The following is a 15256-nucleotide window of genomic DNA, read 5'->3' as shown; positions in this document are numbered from 1 at the left end:
AACTGCATTGCAGTACTGTCATCAGATAAAAGGACGCCGCGTTAACGGTTCCGGACCAACGGATTAAGCTTTGTTAACCTAACGTCAGGATGGGCGGGGTCACTGACCGGATGGCAGGGCCACCCGGATGGCGAAGGCGGTGGCGGGGTCGATCTGCGGGTCAGCCAGAAGCGCCCGCAGCGCAGGTGCAAGCGTGTCATCCCCCCAATCGCGCGTGGCCAGGGCGATCTGCCCGGCCGTGCTTTGGTCGTGCGCAATCTCGCCGGCAAAGATATCCAGGATCTTCCCGCGGTGTTCCGGCATCGCATCGCCGCCGTCGATCAGCGCCGCGATGATCGCCCGTCGATCCTGTGGGGAAAGCGGGCTGGCGGTCAGAGCCTCCTCGATCGTACTCAGGGCTTGGTCGCCGTCGATTTCGATACCGGCAAGCGCCCATTCGCGCAGGTTGAACCCTCCGGTGGCGACCGCCTTTGGATAGACCGCGCGCACCGCCTCTGCCGCGGCCGGATCAGATTGCAGGCCCAGCAGCCGGATCGTTGCCGGGGCATAGGCTACGCGATTCAGGCTCCGCAAATCGCGCAGAAGATCCGGGGTTGCAGCAGCGTCGCGCAGGCCGCGCACAGACGCATAGGGTGCCCGGTGGAGTTCGATGAGAGCGGTGTTCCGCAACAACCGGTCTCCGGAATTCAGATAGGCCGCGAAAAACGCGGCGCGCTCGGCGGATCGGGATCCGTCCAACCGCCAGCCTTGGCCTTGCGCCTGTACCTCGGCAACAAAATCGGCCCGCTGCGGCGTCATCAGAAATCCCTTGGTCCAGGACTGATCAAAGGCGCGCCCGGCCTTGTCCCGGCGGCCTGGGCCATAGATCATCAGGACCACCCGGTCAGGATCGGCCCGCAGAGCATTCCGCGTGCTGCTGTCCACCAGAAACGGTATCTGGGGGAGGTCCGCAACCTCGTCCCAACTGCCTTTCAGCAACCCGACGGGTGCATAGCGGAACGGGTCGTCGGGCGCGGGCGCGGCCAGAACGATGACCGAAGCAGACAACAACCGGTCGGCCAGAGAGTTTTCGGGAAGTGCCAGACAAACGGTGCAGGCCAGCGCCGGACGCTGCGGCCACGCCGGAACGGACATAAGGGCCAACACCAATATCGTCTTCAACATACGCGGCATCTGGCGCCCCTGCTGTGGACCGGGCGCTGCACCATACATGGCGCCCTCTGCCCCGGAGCATAGCGCAGAAACACCGTGCGGGCGACCAAGTCTACATCAGGTCGTTCTCGACATCTTCGGCCGAGATGCCCAGCGCGTCCAACCCGTTCTCAAGGTGATCCGACAGATGCGGCGTGCCGATGAGGTAATCGGCGCATGGCGTCGAGGCCTCGGCCTTGGCCGTAGCGATCGCCTCGCTGAGGTCGTCCGGGAAAAAGCTTTCACGTCCAATCCACATGATCGCCACCAACTCGGCTTGCTCGTCCTCGTCCATGCGATCGATAAAAGCCCGCAGCTCGCCCTCGGCGCGATCCAGTTCGCGGCCCATCATGGCGACCTGGGCGACTTTGGTTGGCGAGATTTCCAGCATTGGTTTCAACTCCTCTGTCCGCAATTGGAGTCCATCTCAACCATTGCACAGCGCCTGCGTCCTTGATCTTGCGCAAACTGCAGATCGTCACTCGTGCGGGCGCGAGACGGGGTGAGATGGCACCGGTGCGGTGCGGAACGGTCGGAAGGTGGCCTTCTTGACCCACAGTTTCAGTGCCTGCCAGTGGATCAATGCAACCGCCCGCCGCGCGCCAAACGGGCGTCGCAGCAGCGAACGAAGGATCGCGCCATTGGTGAGAGGTTGCCGGATGCCCGTGAGCGTGGCAATCAAACCGCCCCCGTCGCGGCCGTAGTCGATCCAAACCCCGACCCGATCCGGGCGCAGGTCGAACCGGAAAGTGTAAGTGCCCTCGATCTTTTGAAACGGCGAGACATGCATCACTTTGGTCGCGCAAATCCGGTCAGAGGGAGCGATCACGTCAAACCCCGGCTTGTGGCAGACATAGCTGTGCCGCGTTCCATGAGTGTTGGTGACCTCGGCCACCACGGCAAACAGTGCGCCTGCGTCATTCAGGCAAAACCAGAAACTGACCGGGTTGAATACGTGGCCCAGCACCCGGGGTTGGGTCAGCAACAGAACCTGCGCGGGTTGGGGGATTTGCATCGCCCGCAGACTGTCGCGGAGCCACGGGGCACCCCGACCATCGCCAGGCACACCTCCATGATCGCGGGTCCGCCAGCCGGTGAGGTTGGGTTTATCCACCGAAAACAACGCGGGCGTTTCCGCCGCCTGTTCGGGATCCAGCAGGATGTAGTCGACCGAGTAGCGAAAGGCGTTCTCGATAGCACCTTTCCTTCCGTGAAAGGTATGGGCCGGAACGAAGTCGATTTCTGGCATGGTCGGACTGATCTTTTCTAGCGGTCAACATTCTGGATCGGCTGGGTTTTTCAGCGAACATCCATAATCATGATACGAAAAAAACGCGCGACCGGATCAAAAATCTCGGGCAGGCGTGATCCGACTTGGGTGCGGCAGCGTAATACAGTTATGTTTACCGAGATGGACACCGTTGTTCCGGACGATGTCGCGACCGCCCCGGCGGCGCGATCGGCGGGGCGCGGCACGAAACGAACCAAGGGATCGTCGGTGAACGGTACGAAGAATAATGGCGCGGCAAGATGCGAGTGGGTGTCCCACGTCCAACGCATCCGGCAGTCGCAGGATCAGGCGGCGTTTGCCGAGCTGTTCCAGCACTTTGCCCCTCGGGTCAAAGCGTTTCTGATCCGGTCGGGATCGGACACGACGTTGGCCGAGGAGTGCGCGCAAGAAGTCATGGCCACGTTGTGGCACAAGGCGCATCTGTTTGATCCGTCTCGGGCTACCGTGGCGACATGGGTCTTTACGATCGCGCGGAACAAACGCATCGACGCCATTCGCAAACAGCGGCGTCCTGAACCGGAAGAACTGACATGGGGTCCCGAAGCGGAACCCGAACAGGAAGACGTAATCGCGCTGCAACAGGAAACGGCGCAACTGAAGACGGCCCTGCTGCAATTGCCCGAGGCACAGCGGGAACTGATAGAGAAGGCATATTTTGGTGACCTGAGCCATCGCGAGATCGCCTCGCAGACCGGGCTTCCGTTGGGCACCATCAAATCGAGAATACGGCTGGCGCTGGACCGCTTGCGCCACGCGATGAACTGAGATGATAGAGATGAGCAACGAGATCAAACATCACCTGACGGACGACCTGCTGATGGCCTACGCCTCGGGCACACTGCCCGAAGCGTTCGACCTGATGGTCGCGACCCACCTGTCCCTGTGCGACCATTGTCGCGCCCGCGCCGAGAGTTACGACGCGGTGGGCGGACACATGCTTGAGGACCAGGTCGAAGCCGCGCCTTTGTCCGCAGATGCCCTGTCAGCGACAATGGCTCTGATCGCGCAGGGTGCGCCGACCCCAAAGCCCGCGCGCGCGAAATGCGACGTGCTGCCGGCACCGTTGCAAGATTACGTCGGCGGCGATGTGCACAGCATCCGCTGGAAGCCGATTGGCATGGGCGTCAAGCAGGCCATTCTGCCAACCTCGCGCGATGCTACGGCGCGCCTGTTGTTCATTCCGGCCGGTGCGGCGGTACCGGACCACGGCCACAAGGGCATGGAACTGACCATGGTTCTGCAAGGCGCGTTTTCCGACGAGGTGGATCATTTCGCCCGCGGCGATGTCGAGATTGCAGATGAGGACCTGGAACACACGCCCGTGGCCGACATGTCCGAGGATTGCATCTGCCTGGCGGTGACCGACGCTCCGCTGAAGTTCAACAGCCTGATCCCACGGTTGGTGCAGCCCTTCCTGCGAATCTGAACGGTCCCTCGGTTGTGCTAGGCTTGGAGCCGGGAATCACCGTGAGGATATGCAGAATGTTGAAACAAGCTCTGGCAGCCCTGTTCATTGCCGTTGTGGCCGTGCCGGCCTTGGCCCAAAGGACGGCCGAGGTGAAGTTCCAAACTGGAAACTTCGGTACCATGGTTAACGGCACCATTACCGGTGATGAATATTTCGACTACGTGCTGGGTGCGAAAGGCGGGCAGGAACTGTTCGCCGAGCTTCAGGTCAGCGATACCAATGGCAGCGGCGTAGTCTATTTCAACATCCTGCCACCGGGCAGCGACGGGGTTGCGATCTACAATGGCTCGGTCAACGGCAATACCGCCCGGATCACCCTGCCCGAGGACGGAGACTATACCATCCGCGTCTACTTGATGGGCAATGACCGGGATACCGGCAAGACCGTCGGCTACAATCTGGACCTGTCGATCCAGTAGGTCTCAGCCCTCGGACTTGCCCAGCGGCACCACGTTGGCGCGGTCCTCGGGGGCCAGTTCCTCGAAATCGAAATTGTCCAGCCGCTGCGCGCGCCTGCCGGCCTTTTCGGCGCTGATCTTGATTTCCGAGATATCCTTGGCCGCCTGCCCGAAATGCCGGTCGAGATTGGCCACCCGGTCGCCCAGACGCTCGACATCCTTGTGCAGCAGGCCCAGTTCCTTGCGGATCGCGCCCGCCTGTTCGCGCATCCTCGCGTCCTTGAGGATCGCCCGCATCGTATTCAACGTGGCCATGCAAGTGGTCGGCGAGACGATCCAGACCCGTTTCGAGAAACTCTCCTGCACCAGTTCGGGGAACTTGGCGTGCAGTTCGGCATAGACCGCCTCGGAGGGCAGGAACATCAGCGCCCCGTCGGCGGTTTCACCGTCCAGGATGTACTTGGTCGAGATGTCGGTGATGTGCTTGCGCACCGTGCTGCGGAACATCTGCACCGCCGCCTTCAACTCCATGTCATTGCCCGCGCCCACCAGCGCCTCATAGGCCTCCAGCGGGAACTTGCTGTCGATCACGATGGGCCCCGGCGGGTTGGGCAGGCGGATCAGGCAGTCGGCGCGTCTGCCGTTCGACAGGGTCGCCTGCAGCACATAGCTGTCCGAGGGCAGCGCCTTGGACACGATGTCGTTCAACTGGATCTCGCCGAAGGCGCCGCGGGTCTGCTTGTTTGACAGGATGTCCTGCAGCGACAGCACGTCGCCCGACAGTTTGGTGATGTTGTCCTGCGCCTTGTCGATGGCGGCCAGCCGTTCCTGCAACTGGGTCAGCGAGGTCGCTGTCTGTTTCGAAGACCCATGCAGGGTTTCCTTCATCCGCTCCTGCATCTCGGCCAGCGCGCGGGCGGATTTCATGGCGTTGTCGGCCAGCCGGTCGTTCATGTGCTGCTGCACCGCCGACAGCCGCGCCTCGACCGTCTGGATCACCTGCACCTGCGCATTGGCCTGCGTGTCCGAGACATGCTGCAACCCGCCGCGCAATTGCTCCTGCCCCTGCCCCAACTGCTGCACATGCTGGCCCAGATAGGCCAGCTGCTGCGCCAGCGGCTCGGCCATCCGGGCCGAGCGGTTGGCCGCGCGAAGGGCCAGAAACAGCAGGACGAGGATCAGCAGAACCACCCCCGCCCCGATCAGGGCGGCCGCCACCATGGGGTCTTCCAGCGAATATCGGGTGCCTGCAATCTCGATCATCTCAACCTGCGCGTTCTTGTTTTGTTTCTTCTTTTCTACCGCCGATCGGCGGCCGGATCAACTGCGGCCGAACAACCGTTCGATATCGCTCAGCTTCAGCTCAACGTAAGTGGGCCGCCCGTGGTTGCACTGGCCGGAATGGGGCGTGGCCTCCATCTCGCGCAGCAGGGCGTTCATCTCTTCGGCGCGCATCCGGCGGCCCGAGCGGACCGAGCCATGGCACGCCACCCGGCTGAGGATCGCCTCGATCCGCGCCTGCACCGTCTGGCTTTCGCCCTGATCGGCCAGCTCGTCCAGAATATCCAGGATCATCGCCCGCGCGCTGACCTCGCCCAGAATGGCCGGGGTTTCGCGCACCGCCACCGCGCCGCCGCCGAAGGGCTCGATGGTCAGGCCCAGGCGCGACAGGTCATCGGCCACCGCGAGCAGGCGGGCGCAGTCGCCCTCGGACAGTTCGACGATCTCGGGGATCAGCAGCGCCTGCGCGGCCACGCCGTTCTCGGCCATCTGCTTCTTGAGTTTCTCATAGACCAGCCGTTCATGCGCGGCGTGCTGGTCCACGATCACCATTCCGTCTGCGGTCTGGGCGATGATGTAGTTTTCATGCACCTGCCCGCGTGCGGCCCCCAGGGGCAGATGCTCGGGCGGGGTCTGGTCGGGCTGCTCGGGTTCGGCCACTGGCTCGACCACGCTGCCGCTGTAGGCATTGGCCAGATCGGCAAAGCCGGGCGCCTGCGCCTGATAGGCCACGGCCCGTGCCGCGGGTGACGGCCGGTCCATCTGATAGACCCGCGCGGGCTCCGCCGGGGCCGGTTCGGGCCGCATCGCGCCCAGCGTTGCGTTGGCCACGGTGGTCGAGGCGCGGTGCCCCGCCTCGGCCAGCGCGTGACGCAGGCTCGAGACGATCAGCCCGCGCGCCACGCCGGGATCGCGGAACCGCACCTCGGATTTCGCGGGGTGCACGTTCACATCCACCAAGGTGGGCTCGCAGTCGATGAACAGCGCCGCCGCCGGGTGCCGGTCACGACTAAGGAAATCGAAATAGGCCGCCCGCAGCGCCCCGGTCAGCATCTTGTCGCGCACCGGTCGGCCGTTGACGAACAGGAATTGCGCCACCGCCGCGCCGCGCGAATAGGTCGGCAGCGCGGCATAGCCATACAGCCGGATCCCCTCGCGGGTGGCGTCGATCTGCAAGGCATTCTCGGCAAACTCGCGCCCCAGAATGCGGGCCAGCCGGGCGTGCAGCGCGTCGAACAGGTCTCCATTCTCACGGTCGGCGCGGAACACCACGCGCCCCTCGCCCCCGCCCGAGACATCGCGCAGGGTGAAGGTGATGGAGGGTTCCGCCATGGCCAGCCGCTTGACCGTGTCCGAGATCGCCTGCGCCTCGGCCCGGTCGGTGCGCATGAATTTCAGTCGCGCGGGCGTGGCATAGAACAGGTCGCGCAGCTCGACCACGGTGCCGGCGCGCAGGGCGGCGGGCTTCACCGGCTCCATCTTGCCGCCAGCCACGCGGATCTGGGCCGCCTCGGTCCCCGGCGCGCGGCTGGTGATGGTCAGACGCCCCACCGCGCCAAGCGAGGGCAGCGCCTCGCCCCGGAACCCGAAGGTGTGGATGTTGAGCAGGTCCGACCCGTCGATCTTGGAGGTCGCGTGGCGCGACAGGGCCAGCGGCAGATCCTCGGGCGCGATGCCGCACCCGTCGTCGGTGACGCGAATCAAGGTTTTGCCGCCGTCGGCGATGTCGATGGCGATCCGGGTCGCGCCTGCGTCGATCGCGTTTTCCACCAGTTCCTTGACGGCGGAAGCGGGGCGTTCGACCACTTCACCGGCCGCGATGCGGTTGATCGCGGCCTCGTCGAGCTGCCGGATCACGGGGCGATTTTCGCTGATATTGGGGTTTGCCTGCGCCATACCGCTAGACCTAGCACAAACGCACGCGATTCTGCCACCGGTTTACGCTGCTTCGGTCTAGGGGGTCGGATCGCCCGGCCAATAGAGATGCGCAACCCGAATTGGTTGCCAAGAGTTTCACGATTGCCCGGACGATCCGTGGTGAGTGGTGGTCATTAACTGTGTAATGGCGCGGTGTCTAACACGGTGCGTTGGACAAATCTGCTTAAGGTTCGCTTGCCCCGTTTGGTGGGCAAAGTTTGGCCGATCACCGACCCGAACCAGTGGCGGGAACACGCCGGATCAGCCCGGACCCGGCGCCGCTGCGCGCATCCGGCAGGGGCCAAACACGGCCGCGACAGCCAGAATCAGGCCGGACATGGTGGCGATCATCCCGGCCGCACTGACGGCGTCCGATCCGCCCAACCACAGCGGGCCATATCCAGCCAGGACATAGCCGGACACGGCGGACAGGATGGCGAAGACAACACTCCAGGCAATCTGGGTCTCAAGCCGGTCGGTCATCATCCGGGCGGCGGCCGGCGGGCAGATGAACATCGCGATCACGATGATCGAGCCGACGGCATCAAACGCGGCCACGGCTGCAATCGCCGCCGAAATCACCAGCGCCATTCCCAGCGCCCCGGTTCGAATTCCGATCGTCCGGGCAAAGCCTTCGTCGAAGGTCGAGATCTTGAGCGGCCGCCAGAACAGCCAGACGAACAGGCTGACACCCACCAGGGTCAGGGCGATCCGAGCAAGCTCGGGTGGCAGGCCGGCCAGCGCGACCGGATCCAGCAGCGAGGACCAGCCAGTCGCGTCAAGCCAGATCAGGCTTTCCAGGCTGCCATAGAGTGCGTGTTCGACATCCAGATGAACGCTCGAAGTGTCGGTCTGCTCCAACAACAGCACCCCTCCGGCGAACATGGTGGTGAACACGACGCCCATTGCGGCGCCCGGTTCGATCTGGCCCAGCCTCCGGATGGTCTCGATCAGCACAACGGCGACAACCGCCGCGCCCGCGGCGCCCAGCATCATCGGCCAGGTCGAGATCGCGCCGGTGACAAGAAAGGCCACGACGATTCCGGGCAGAACCACATGGCTGATGGCGTCGCCGATCAGTGCCTGTTTTCGGAGCACGAGGAAATTTCCGGGCAAGGCGCAGGCGATGGCCGCGAAAGTCCCGATCAGCAGCGGGGTCAAGGATAGGGGAACAAACTCTTCACCGCTCATTGGCGAACCTCCCGTGGTCCGCCAATGCGGCGGTCAATGTCGTCGATCTGGTCCCGGGTCAGAACCGTTTCGATGTCGCGTAACCCGTCATACAGGGCAGCAGCTGCCTCGTGCGCATTGTCGGCACGTACGATTTCCCAACGTTTCTCGTCGCGCAGCGCCTTGGCCGCCTGCGCTCTGCCGGCATCCGTAGCCACCCCGTCGGGCCGGGCAAGTCCGGCCTGACGCAGCAGGCGCAGTGTGTAGGTCTCATAGATGTTCTGGCCTTGTGCAAGCGCCAGCAACCCCTGTCGGATGTGAACCCGCCGCTGGAACCGCAGATGCCGCACGATCGCGGCCAACACGCCACGCACCGGAGCCAGAAACAGCGATACGACAAAAAAGCCAAAGCTGAACAGGACGATGATCGGTCCCGTCGGCAAGTTGGGCGCCGAGGCGGACACCGCCGCACCCAGATAGCCCGACAACCCACCAATGACCCCCGACAACACCACCACATGATCGGACCGGTCCGACCAGAACCGCGCCGTGACCGCGGGTATGATCAGCAAAGCCACGATCAGGATCAATCCGACGATCTTCAGCCCGACAACCGTGACCGCCATGACAAGCCCCATCATCGCAAGGTCGATGCGATGCACTGGCAGCCCCAAGGCGGCCGCATATTCGGAATCGAACGCCACCATCATCATGGGGCGGCGGATGATCATGACGAGCAGCAGCGTTGCAGCGCCGCCGATCGCGATGATCAGAGCATCAGACCACAGCATCCCGGCCGTCGAGCCCAGCAAGAACCCCTCAAGCCCGGCCTGTCGGCCCACCCCCATGGTCTGGATGATTGTCAGCAGTACGATACCAAAGCCGAAGAAGACCGACAGGACCGCCCCGATCGCCGCGTCCTCGGCCAGACGGGTGCGGCGGATCAGCCAGTTCATGCACAACAGACCCACGGCGGCCGAAATCGCGGAGCCGGACAGCAGTCCGATCAGGTTTCGCCCGGTTCCGCCCAGCGCCACCAAAACCATGAAGGCGATGCAGACGCCGGGAAGGGTCGCGTGGCTGATGGCGTCACTGACCAGCGCCCGCTTGCGCAGAAACAGGAAGGTGCCTGTCACGCCAGCCGAAAACCCCAGCAGCGTGGCCCCGATGGCAACCAAGGTGGCGTTGTACCCCAATTGCAGGGTCAGAGCGTCCCACAGCATGTGTCAGCCCGCAGTGCCCGAGATCTGGTCGATCTGGGCGGTGGCAAGCCGCCCCCCGTACGCGGCCTGAAGAGTCTCGGCGGTAAAGGCCTGCTCCACCGGGCCCTCGGCGACCTTGCGGGTATTGATCAGGAACACGTGGTCGAAATAATCCGTGACCGTAGCAAGGTCATGGTGGACCACGACCACCGTCTTGCCGGCTTCCTTTAGGGATTTGAGGACCGAGATGATGGCTTTTTCGGTGGCGGCATCGACCCCGGCAAACGGTTCATCCAGCAGGTACAGATCGGCATCCTGGGCGAGTGCGCGCGCCAGGAACACCCGTTGCTGCTGACCACCCGAAAGCTGGCCGATCTGGCGATCCGCAAACTCATGCATCCCGACCCGATGCAGACACTCCATCGCGTGGGCCATGTGTCGCATCCGGACCCGGCCCAGCAAGCCCAGTTCCCGTGACAAGCCCATCAGGACCACGTCGATGACCCGCGTCGGGAAGTCCCAATCGACGCTGGCGCGTTGCGGAACATAGGCGATACGGGCCCGCTGCCGGTCCAACGCCTTGCCGAACACCAGCACCTGGCCCGACAGCGGCTTGACGATACCCAGCGCCGCCTTGAGCAACGTCGATTTGCCAGCGCCGTTCGGTCCGATGATGGCCGTCATGGCCCCGGGTTGCACCGTCATATCTACCGAGAAAATGGCCGGTTTCTGACCGTAGGATACCGTCATCCCCCGGATCACGAGCGGGCTGTCCTGCACCGTCAGGTCCCCGTTTGATGACGATTTGCCAGCCGCAAGCTCCAACATGGTCAGAGCCCCGCCGACAGCTTGCCGGACATGCCGCGTTCGGGCACATCCGCACCCAGGCCCCGTGCAATGACCGTGATGTTGTGATCCAGCATCCCGATATAGGTGCCCTCATAGGTGCCCGGCTCGCCCATGGCGTCCGAATACAACTCACCCCCGACCGAGACGGTATGACCCTTTGCCGCCGCACCCTCGATCAACGCCCGCATCGACCGATCCGAGACCGAGCTTTCAACGAAGACGGCGGTCAGGTTGCGCGCGACCAAAGTGTTGACCAATTCTCCGATCCGGTTCAGCCCCGCCTCGGACTGGGTCGAGATACCCTGTATCCCCAACACTTCGAACCCGAATTCCTCGCCGAAATAGGCAAAGGCGTCATGGGCAGTGACCAGCACCCGGTTGTCTTCGGGTACCTGGGTCAGCACCTTTTTCCCATAAGCGTCCAACTGGTCGATTCCAGCCAGAAAACGCTGGGCGTTGGCGGCGAAATAAGCGGCGGAGTCCGGCCGCACGTCGGTCAGCGCCTTTTGCACCTCGACCACGACGTCTTTCCACAGAACCGGGCTCATCCACACATGCGGATCGTATTTGTCGGCATAGTCGGCATGTGCACGCAGTTTAGACTTGTCGATGGCATCCGCCACGGCAACGACTTTGCGTTTGCGCCCGAGGTCGTGGAAGAAGTCCTCCATCTGCGCCTCAAGATACAAGCCGTGCCACAAGACCAGGTCGGCCCTTGTCGCGGCAACGATATCGCTGCGGGTCTGGCGATAACCGTGCGGGTCGACTCCGGGCCCCATCAGCCCTTTGACTTCGACCTGATCACCGCCGACCTGCTGCACGGCGTCCGCAATCATTCCGGTCGTCGCCACGACCTTCAGCGGCGCCTCGGCCCACGCCGCCAAGGGCAGCGCGGCACCAAGAGCAAGGGCAAAAAGAAAACTGCGGCGAATCATATGTGACCTCGTTCCGAGTACCAGTTGAGAATGAATATGCGAACCATTCGCAACTAAGTCAACCGTGTTGCGAATTACTCGCAAGAAAAAGCCGGATTTGTCCATTTGGTCAAAAAAGTGACCAAAGGCGTCCAGTTTGCCTTTCCTTTGGCCGTTTCCCGTGCGATTTTGGCGCAAACCTCCCAAAGGACGTGACAATGGATACGCAGAGCTCAGAAAGCCCCGTGCGCACCGCGCATCTGCCGCAAGTGACCGAGCCCCGAAACCCTGGCATGGATCTGGACCTCGACTGGGTGCGCGCCGTGCAGGCCAACACCTCGGCCATCGAGCGCCGGGCCGCGACCCTGCCCGGGCGCCGGTCGGTCAAGAAAGAGCATCAGGCCGCCTGGCTGCTGAAGGCGATCACCATGATCGACCTGACCACCCTGTCGGGCGATGACACCGAGGGCCGCGTGCGCCGCCTGTGCGCCAAGGCCCGGCAGCCGGTGTCCCCCGCCCTGCTGAGGGCGCTGGACATGCCGCCGATCACCACCGGCGCGGTCTGCGTCTATCACGACATGATCGAAACGGCGGTGGATGCGCTGAAGGGCACCGGCATTCCGGTCGCAGCCGTGTCCACGGGCTTTCCGGCGGGCCTGTCGCCCTTTCACCTGCGCGTGGCCGAGATCGAGGAAAGCGTGAAGGCCGGGGCCGAGGAGATCGACATCGTGATCTCGCGCCGCCATGTGCTGCAGGGCAACTGGCAGGCGCTGTATGACGAGATGAAGGCGTTTCGCGCCGCCTGCGGCGAGGCGCATGTAAAGGCCATTCTGGCCACGGGTGAGCTGGGCAGCCTGCGCAACGTGGCGCGTGCCTCGCTGGTCTGCATGATGGCCGGGGCCGATTTCATCAAGACCTCGACCGGCAAGGAAAGCGTCAACGCCACCCTGCCCGTGTCGCTGGTGATGATCCGCGCCATCCGCGACTATTATGACCGCACCGGCTATCGCGTGGGCTACAAGCCCGCGGGCGGGATCTCCAAGGCCAAGGACGCGCTGGTTTACCTGTCGCTGATCAAGGACGAGCTGGGCGACCGCTGGCTGCAACCCGACCTGTTCCGGTTCGGCGCGTCGTCGCTGCTGGGCGATATCGAGCGGCAGTTGGAACATTTCGTCACCGGAGCATACTCGGCCGGTTACCGGCACCCGATGGGCTGAGGACAGGAACAATGACAGTCAAAGAGATTTTCGAGACCATGGAATACGGACCCGCCCCGGAAAGTGCCGCCGAGGCCCTGGCATGGCTGGTCGATCAGGGCGACAAGTTCGGCCATTTCATCGACGGCGCCTTCACCAAGCCCGGCAAAGGGTTTGAAAGCCGCAACCCGGCCACCGGCGAGGTTCTGGCCAAGCTGACCCAGGCCACGCAGGCCGATGTGGACGCCGCCGTCGCCGCAGCCCGCAAGGCGCAACCCAAATGGGAAAAGCTGGGCGGCCCGGCCCGCGCCCGCTACCTCTATGCCATCGCGCGGCTGATCCAGAAACACGCCCGCGTGTTCGCGGTGCTGGAAACGCTGGACAACGGCAAGCCAATCCGGGAATCGCGCGACATCGACATTCCTTTGGTGCAGCGGCATTTCTACTATCACGCGGGCATGGCCCAGCTGATGGAAACCGAGCTTCCCGACGCGCAGGCGCTGGGGGTCTGCGGCCAGATCATTCCGTGGAACTTCCCGCTGCTGATGCTGGCGTGGAAGGTGGCCCCGGCGCTGGCCATGGGCAACACGGTTGTTCTGAAGCCGGCCGAATACACCTCGCTGACGGCGCTGCTGTTTGCCGATATCTGCATGCAGGCCGGTCTGCCCAAGGGCGTGGTCAACATCGTCACCGGCGACGGCGCGGTGGGCGAGATGATCGTGAAGGCAGACGTGGACAAGATCGCCTTTACCGGCTCGACGATCGTGGGGCGCCGTATCCGCGAGGCCACCGCCGGGTCGGGCAAGTCCCTGACGCTCGAGCTGGGCGGCAAGTCGCCCTATATCGTCTTTGACGATGCCGACATCGACTCAGCCATCGAAGGTCTGGTCGATGCGATCTGGTTCAACCAGGGTCAGGTCTGCTGCGCGGGCTCGCGCCTGCTGGTGCAGGAGGGCATCGCCGAGCGGTTCTATGCCAAGCTGCGCGCCCGCATGGACACGCTGCGCATCGGCAACCCGCTGGACAAATGCATCGACGTGGGCGCCGTGGTGGACCCGGTGCAGCTGCAGACCATCAAGTCGATGGTCGAGGGCAACGCGGTAGGCCAGGTTTACCAACCCGCCTGTGAGTTGCCCGCGAACGGCTGCTACTACCCGCCAACGCTGATCACCGGACTCGAGACCTCGGACCCGCTGATGCAGGAGGAGATATTCGGCCCGGTTCTGGTCTCGTCGACCTTCCGTACCCCGGCCGAGGCGGTCGAGCTGGCCAACAACACCCGCTACGGACTGGCGGCCACGGTCTGGACCGAGAACGTCAACCTTGCGCTGGACATCGCGCCCAAGCTGGTCGCGGGCGTGGTCTGGGTCAATGCCACCAACCTGTTCGACGCGGCCGCGGGCTTTGGCGGCGTGCGCGAAAGCGGTTTTGGCCGCGAAGGTGGCTGGGAAGGGCTGAGTGCCTATACCAAGCCCAAGGGCAAGACCAAGCCGCTGGCGAAAATCGAACCCGTCGTGGGCGAAGGCGGCCCGGTTGACCCAATCGACCGTACCGCCAAGCTCTATGTCGGCGGCAAGCAGGCCCGGCCTGATGGCGGCTATTCCCGCGCGGTCTGGGGCAAGGCGGGGCTGTTGGGCCATGTGGGTCTGGCCAACCGCAAGGACGTGCGCAACGCGGTCGAGGCCGCGGCAGGCGCGGCGGGCTGGTCGAAAACAACCGGCCATCTGCGCGCGCAGATTCTGTATTACATCGGCGAGAACCTCTCGGCCCGCGCCGACGAGTTCGCGCATCGCATCGACGCAATGACCGGCCGCAAGGACGGCGCGAAAGAAGTCGACGCCGCAATCCAGCGCCTGTTCACTGCAGCCGCCTGGGCCGACAAGTATGACGGCCAGGTGCATGGCGTTCCTATCCGGGGCGTGGCGATTGCAATGAAGGAACCGGTTGGCGTGATCGGCGCGCTTTGCGCTGATGAGGCGCCGCTGCTGGGTCTGGTCTCGGCCATGGCGCCGGCGATCGCGATGGGCAACCGGGTGGTTCTGGTGGCGTCCGAGCCCTATCCGCTGGCGGCCACCGATTTCTATCAGGTACTGGACACCTCGGACGTGCCCGCAGGCGTGGTCAACATCCTGACCGGCAGTCATGAGGAACTGGCCAAACCGCTGGCCTCGCATCTGAACGTGGATGCGGTCTGGTCCTTCTCGTCGTCGGACCTGTCAGCGCAGATCGAGGTCGTCTCGGCCGGGAACCTGAAACGGACCTGGGTCAATAACGCGACGGCAATCGATTGGGGCATGGACCACACCCGCCGCTTCCTGCAGGCTGCGACCGAGATCAAGAACATCTGGGTGCCCTACGGCGAGTAGGGCCCCTTCCAAA

Annotated in this window: 14 protein-coding genes; 5 read left to right on the top strand and 9 right to left on the bottom strand. The window is 63.9% G+C overall.

The window, feature by feature from the left end; all coding sequences use genetic code 11:
- Positions 1-99: 99 nt before the first annotated feature.
- From ACR0IR_RS12590 to ACR0IR_RS12580, 3 genes are all read right to left on the bottom strand, one after another.
- Positions 100-1173, bottom strand: coding sequence for a hypothetical protein (locus ACR0IR_RS12590; RefSeq protein ID WP_170364165.1), 1074 nt, complete (start codon positions 1171-1173; stop codon positions 100-102).
- Between the two features lie 91 nt (positions 1174-1264).
- Positions 1265-1582 (bottom strand): DUF3775 domain-containing protein, encoded by a 318-nt coding sequence (locus tag ACR0IR_RS12585; RefSeq protein WP_093964170.1) that lies wholly within the window; start codon positions 1580-1582, stop codon positions 1265-1267.
- Positions 1583-1669: 87 nt separating this feature from the next.
- Positions 1670-2440, bottom strand: coding sequence for a DUF1365 domain-containing protein (locus ACR0IR_RS12580; RefSeq protein WP_170364164.1), 771 nt, complete (start codon positions 2438-2440; stop codon positions 1670-1672).
- Between the two features lie 150 nt (positions 2441-2590).
- Here ACR0IR_RS12580 and ACR0IR_RS12575 point away from each other — a divergent pair, with 150 nt between their 5' ends.
- The 3 genes from ACR0IR_RS12575 to ACR0IR_RS12565 are packed head-to-tail and all read left to right on the top strand — an operon-like array spanning position 2591 to position 4369.
- Positions 2591-3247 carry a sigma-70 family RNA polymerase sigma factor gene (locus ACR0IR_RS12575; RefSeq protein ID WP_170364163.1) on the top strand — a complete coding sequence of 219 codons (657 nt, stop codon included), beginning with the start codon at positions 2591-2593 and terminating at the stop codon, positions 3245-3247.
- A 10-nt stretch (positions 3248-3257) separates the two neighbouring features.
- Positions 3258-3908, top strand: coding sequence for a ChrR family anti-sigma-E factor (locus ACR0IR_RS12570; RefSeq protein WP_170364162.1), 651 nt, complete (start codon positions 3258-3260; stop codon positions 3906-3908).
- A 56-nt stretch (positions 3909-3964) separates the two neighbouring features.
- Positions 3965-4369 carry a hypothetical protein gene (locus ACR0IR_RS12565; RefSeq protein ID WP_170364161.1) on the top strand — a complete coding sequence of 135 codons (405 nt, stop codon included), beginning with the start codon at positions 3965-3967 and terminating at the stop codon, positions 4367-4369.
- Positions 4370-4372: 3 nt separating this feature from the next.
- Here the strand turns inward: ACR0IR_RS12565 and ACR0IR_RS12560 are convergent, their stop codons facing one another.
- From ACR0IR_RS12560 to ACR0IR_RS12535, 6 genes are all read right to left on the bottom strand, one after another.
- Entirely contained in the window at positions 4373-5611 is a 1239-nt protein-coding gene (locus ACR0IR_RS12560; RefSeq protein ID WP_170364160.1) for a DNA recombination protein RmuC, read from the bottom strand.
- A 57-nt stretch (positions 5612-5668) separates the two neighbouring features.
- Positions 5669-7525, bottom strand: coding sequence for a DNA mismatch repair endonuclease MutL (gene mutL, locus ACR0IR_RS12555; RefSeq protein ID WP_170364159.1), 1857 nt, complete (start codon positions 7523-7525; stop codon positions 5669-5671).
- Between the two features lie 282 nt (positions 7526-7807).
- On the bottom strand, positions 7808-8737 hold the full coding sequence (locus tag ACR0IR_RS12550; RefSeq protein WP_170364158.1) for a metal ABC transporter permease: 930 nt from the start codon (positions 8735-8737) through the stop codon (positions 7808-7810).
- Positions 8734-9939: a metal ABC transporter permease gene (locus ACR0IR_RS12545; protein ID WP_170364157.1), complete on the bottom strand. Its 1206-nt coding sequence runs from the start codon at positions 9937-9939 to the stop codon at positions 8734-8736. Before ACR0IR_RS12545 ends, ACR0IR_RS12550 begins: the two co-directional genes overlap by 4 nt.
- A 3-nt stretch (positions 9940-9942) precedes the next feature.
- Positions 9943-10746 (bottom strand): metal ABC transporter ATP-binding protein, encoded by an 804-nt coding sequence (locus tag ACR0IR_RS12540; protein ID WP_170364156.1) that lies wholly within the window; start codon positions 10744-10746, stop codon positions 9943-9945.
- A gap of 2 nt (positions 10747-10748) precedes the next feature.
- The gene (locus ACR0IR_RS12535) at positions 10749-11702 is read right to left on the bottom strand and encodes a metal ABC transporter solute-binding protein, Zn/Mn family (protein ID WP_170364155.1); all 954 of its coding nucleotides are present in this window, start codon (positions 11700-11702) and stop codon (positions 10749-10751) included.
- A gap of 197 nt (positions 11703-11899) precedes the next feature.
- Between ACR0IR_RS12535 and deoC the strand changes: the two genes are divergently transcribed.
- Complete coding sequence (gene deoC / locus ACR0IR_RS12530; RefSeq protein WP_170364154.1) at positions 11900-12898, top strand: deoxyribose-phosphate aldolase; 999 nt, start codon at positions 11900-11902, stop codon at positions 12896-12898.
- Positions 12899-12909: 11 nt separating this feature from the next.
- Positions 12910-15243, top strand: coding sequence for an aldehyde dehydrogenase family protein (locus ACR0IR_RS12525; protein WP_170364153.1), 2334 nt, complete (start codon positions 12910-12912; stop codon positions 15241-15243).
- Positions 15244-15256: the final 13 nt, after the last annotated feature.

This window comes from Ruegeria sp. CF2, assembly GCF_056537385.1.
Note: the sequence above shows the minus strand (reverse complement) of the source record. Positions and strands in the feature narration are given on the sequence as shown.

Coding starts and splice junctions, on each gene's coding strand:
- mutL (WP_170364159.1), bottom strand. CDS start 7,525: ATGGCGCAGGCAAACCCCAATATCAGCGAAAATCGCCCCGTGATCCGG.
- ACR0IR_RS12550 (WP_170364158.1), bottom strand. CDS start 8,737: ATGAGCGGTGAAGAGTTTGTTCCCCTATCCTTGACCCCGCTGCTGATC.
- ACR0IR_RS12590 (WP_170364165.1), bottom strand. CDS start 1,173: ATGCCGCGTATGTTGAAGACGATATTGGTGTTGGCCCTTATGTCCGTT.
- ACR0IR_RS12565 (WP_170364161.1), top strand. CDS start 3,965: ATGTTGAAACAAGCTCTGGCAGCCCTGTTCATTGCCGTTGTGGCCGTG.
- ACR0IR_RS12570 (WP_170364162.1), top strand. CDS start 3,258: ATGAGCAACGAGATCAAACATCACCTGACGGACGACCTGCTGATGGCC.
- ACR0IR_RS12525 (WP_170364153.1), top strand. CDS start 12,910: ATGACAGTCAAAGAGATTTTCGAGACCATGGAATACGGACCCGCCCCG.
- ACR0IR_RS12535 (WP_170364155.1), bottom strand. CDS start 11,702: ATGATTCGCCGCAGTTTTCTTTTTGCCCTTGCTCTTGGTGCCGCGCTG.
- ACR0IR_RS12545 (WP_170364157.1), bottom strand. CDS start 9,939: ATGCTGTGGGACGCTCTGACCCTGCAATTGGGGTACAACGCCACCTTG.
- deoC (WP_170364154.1), top strand. CDS start 11,900: ATGGATACGCAGAGCTCAGAAAGCCCCGTGCGCACCGCGCATCTGCCG.
- ACR0IR_RS12560 (WP_170364160.1), bottom strand. CDS start 5,611: ATGATCGAGATTGCAGGCACCCGATATTCGCTGGAAGACCCCATGGTG.
- ACR0IR_RS12575 (WP_170364163.1), top strand. CDS start 2,591: ATGTTTACCGAGATGGACACCGTTGTTCCGGACGATGTCGCGACCGCC.
- ACR0IR_RS12585 (WP_093964170.1), bottom strand. CDS start 1,582: ATGCTGGAAATCTCGCCAACCAAAGTCGCCCAGGTCGCCATGATGGGC.
- ACR0IR_RS12540 (WP_170364156.1), bottom strand. CDS start 10,746: ATGTTGGAGCTTGCGGCTGGCAAATCGTCATCAAACGGGGACCTGACG.
- ACR0IR_RS12580 (WP_170364164.1), bottom strand. CDS start 2,440: ATGCCAGAAATCGACTTCGTTCCGGCCCATACCTTTCACGGAAGGAAA.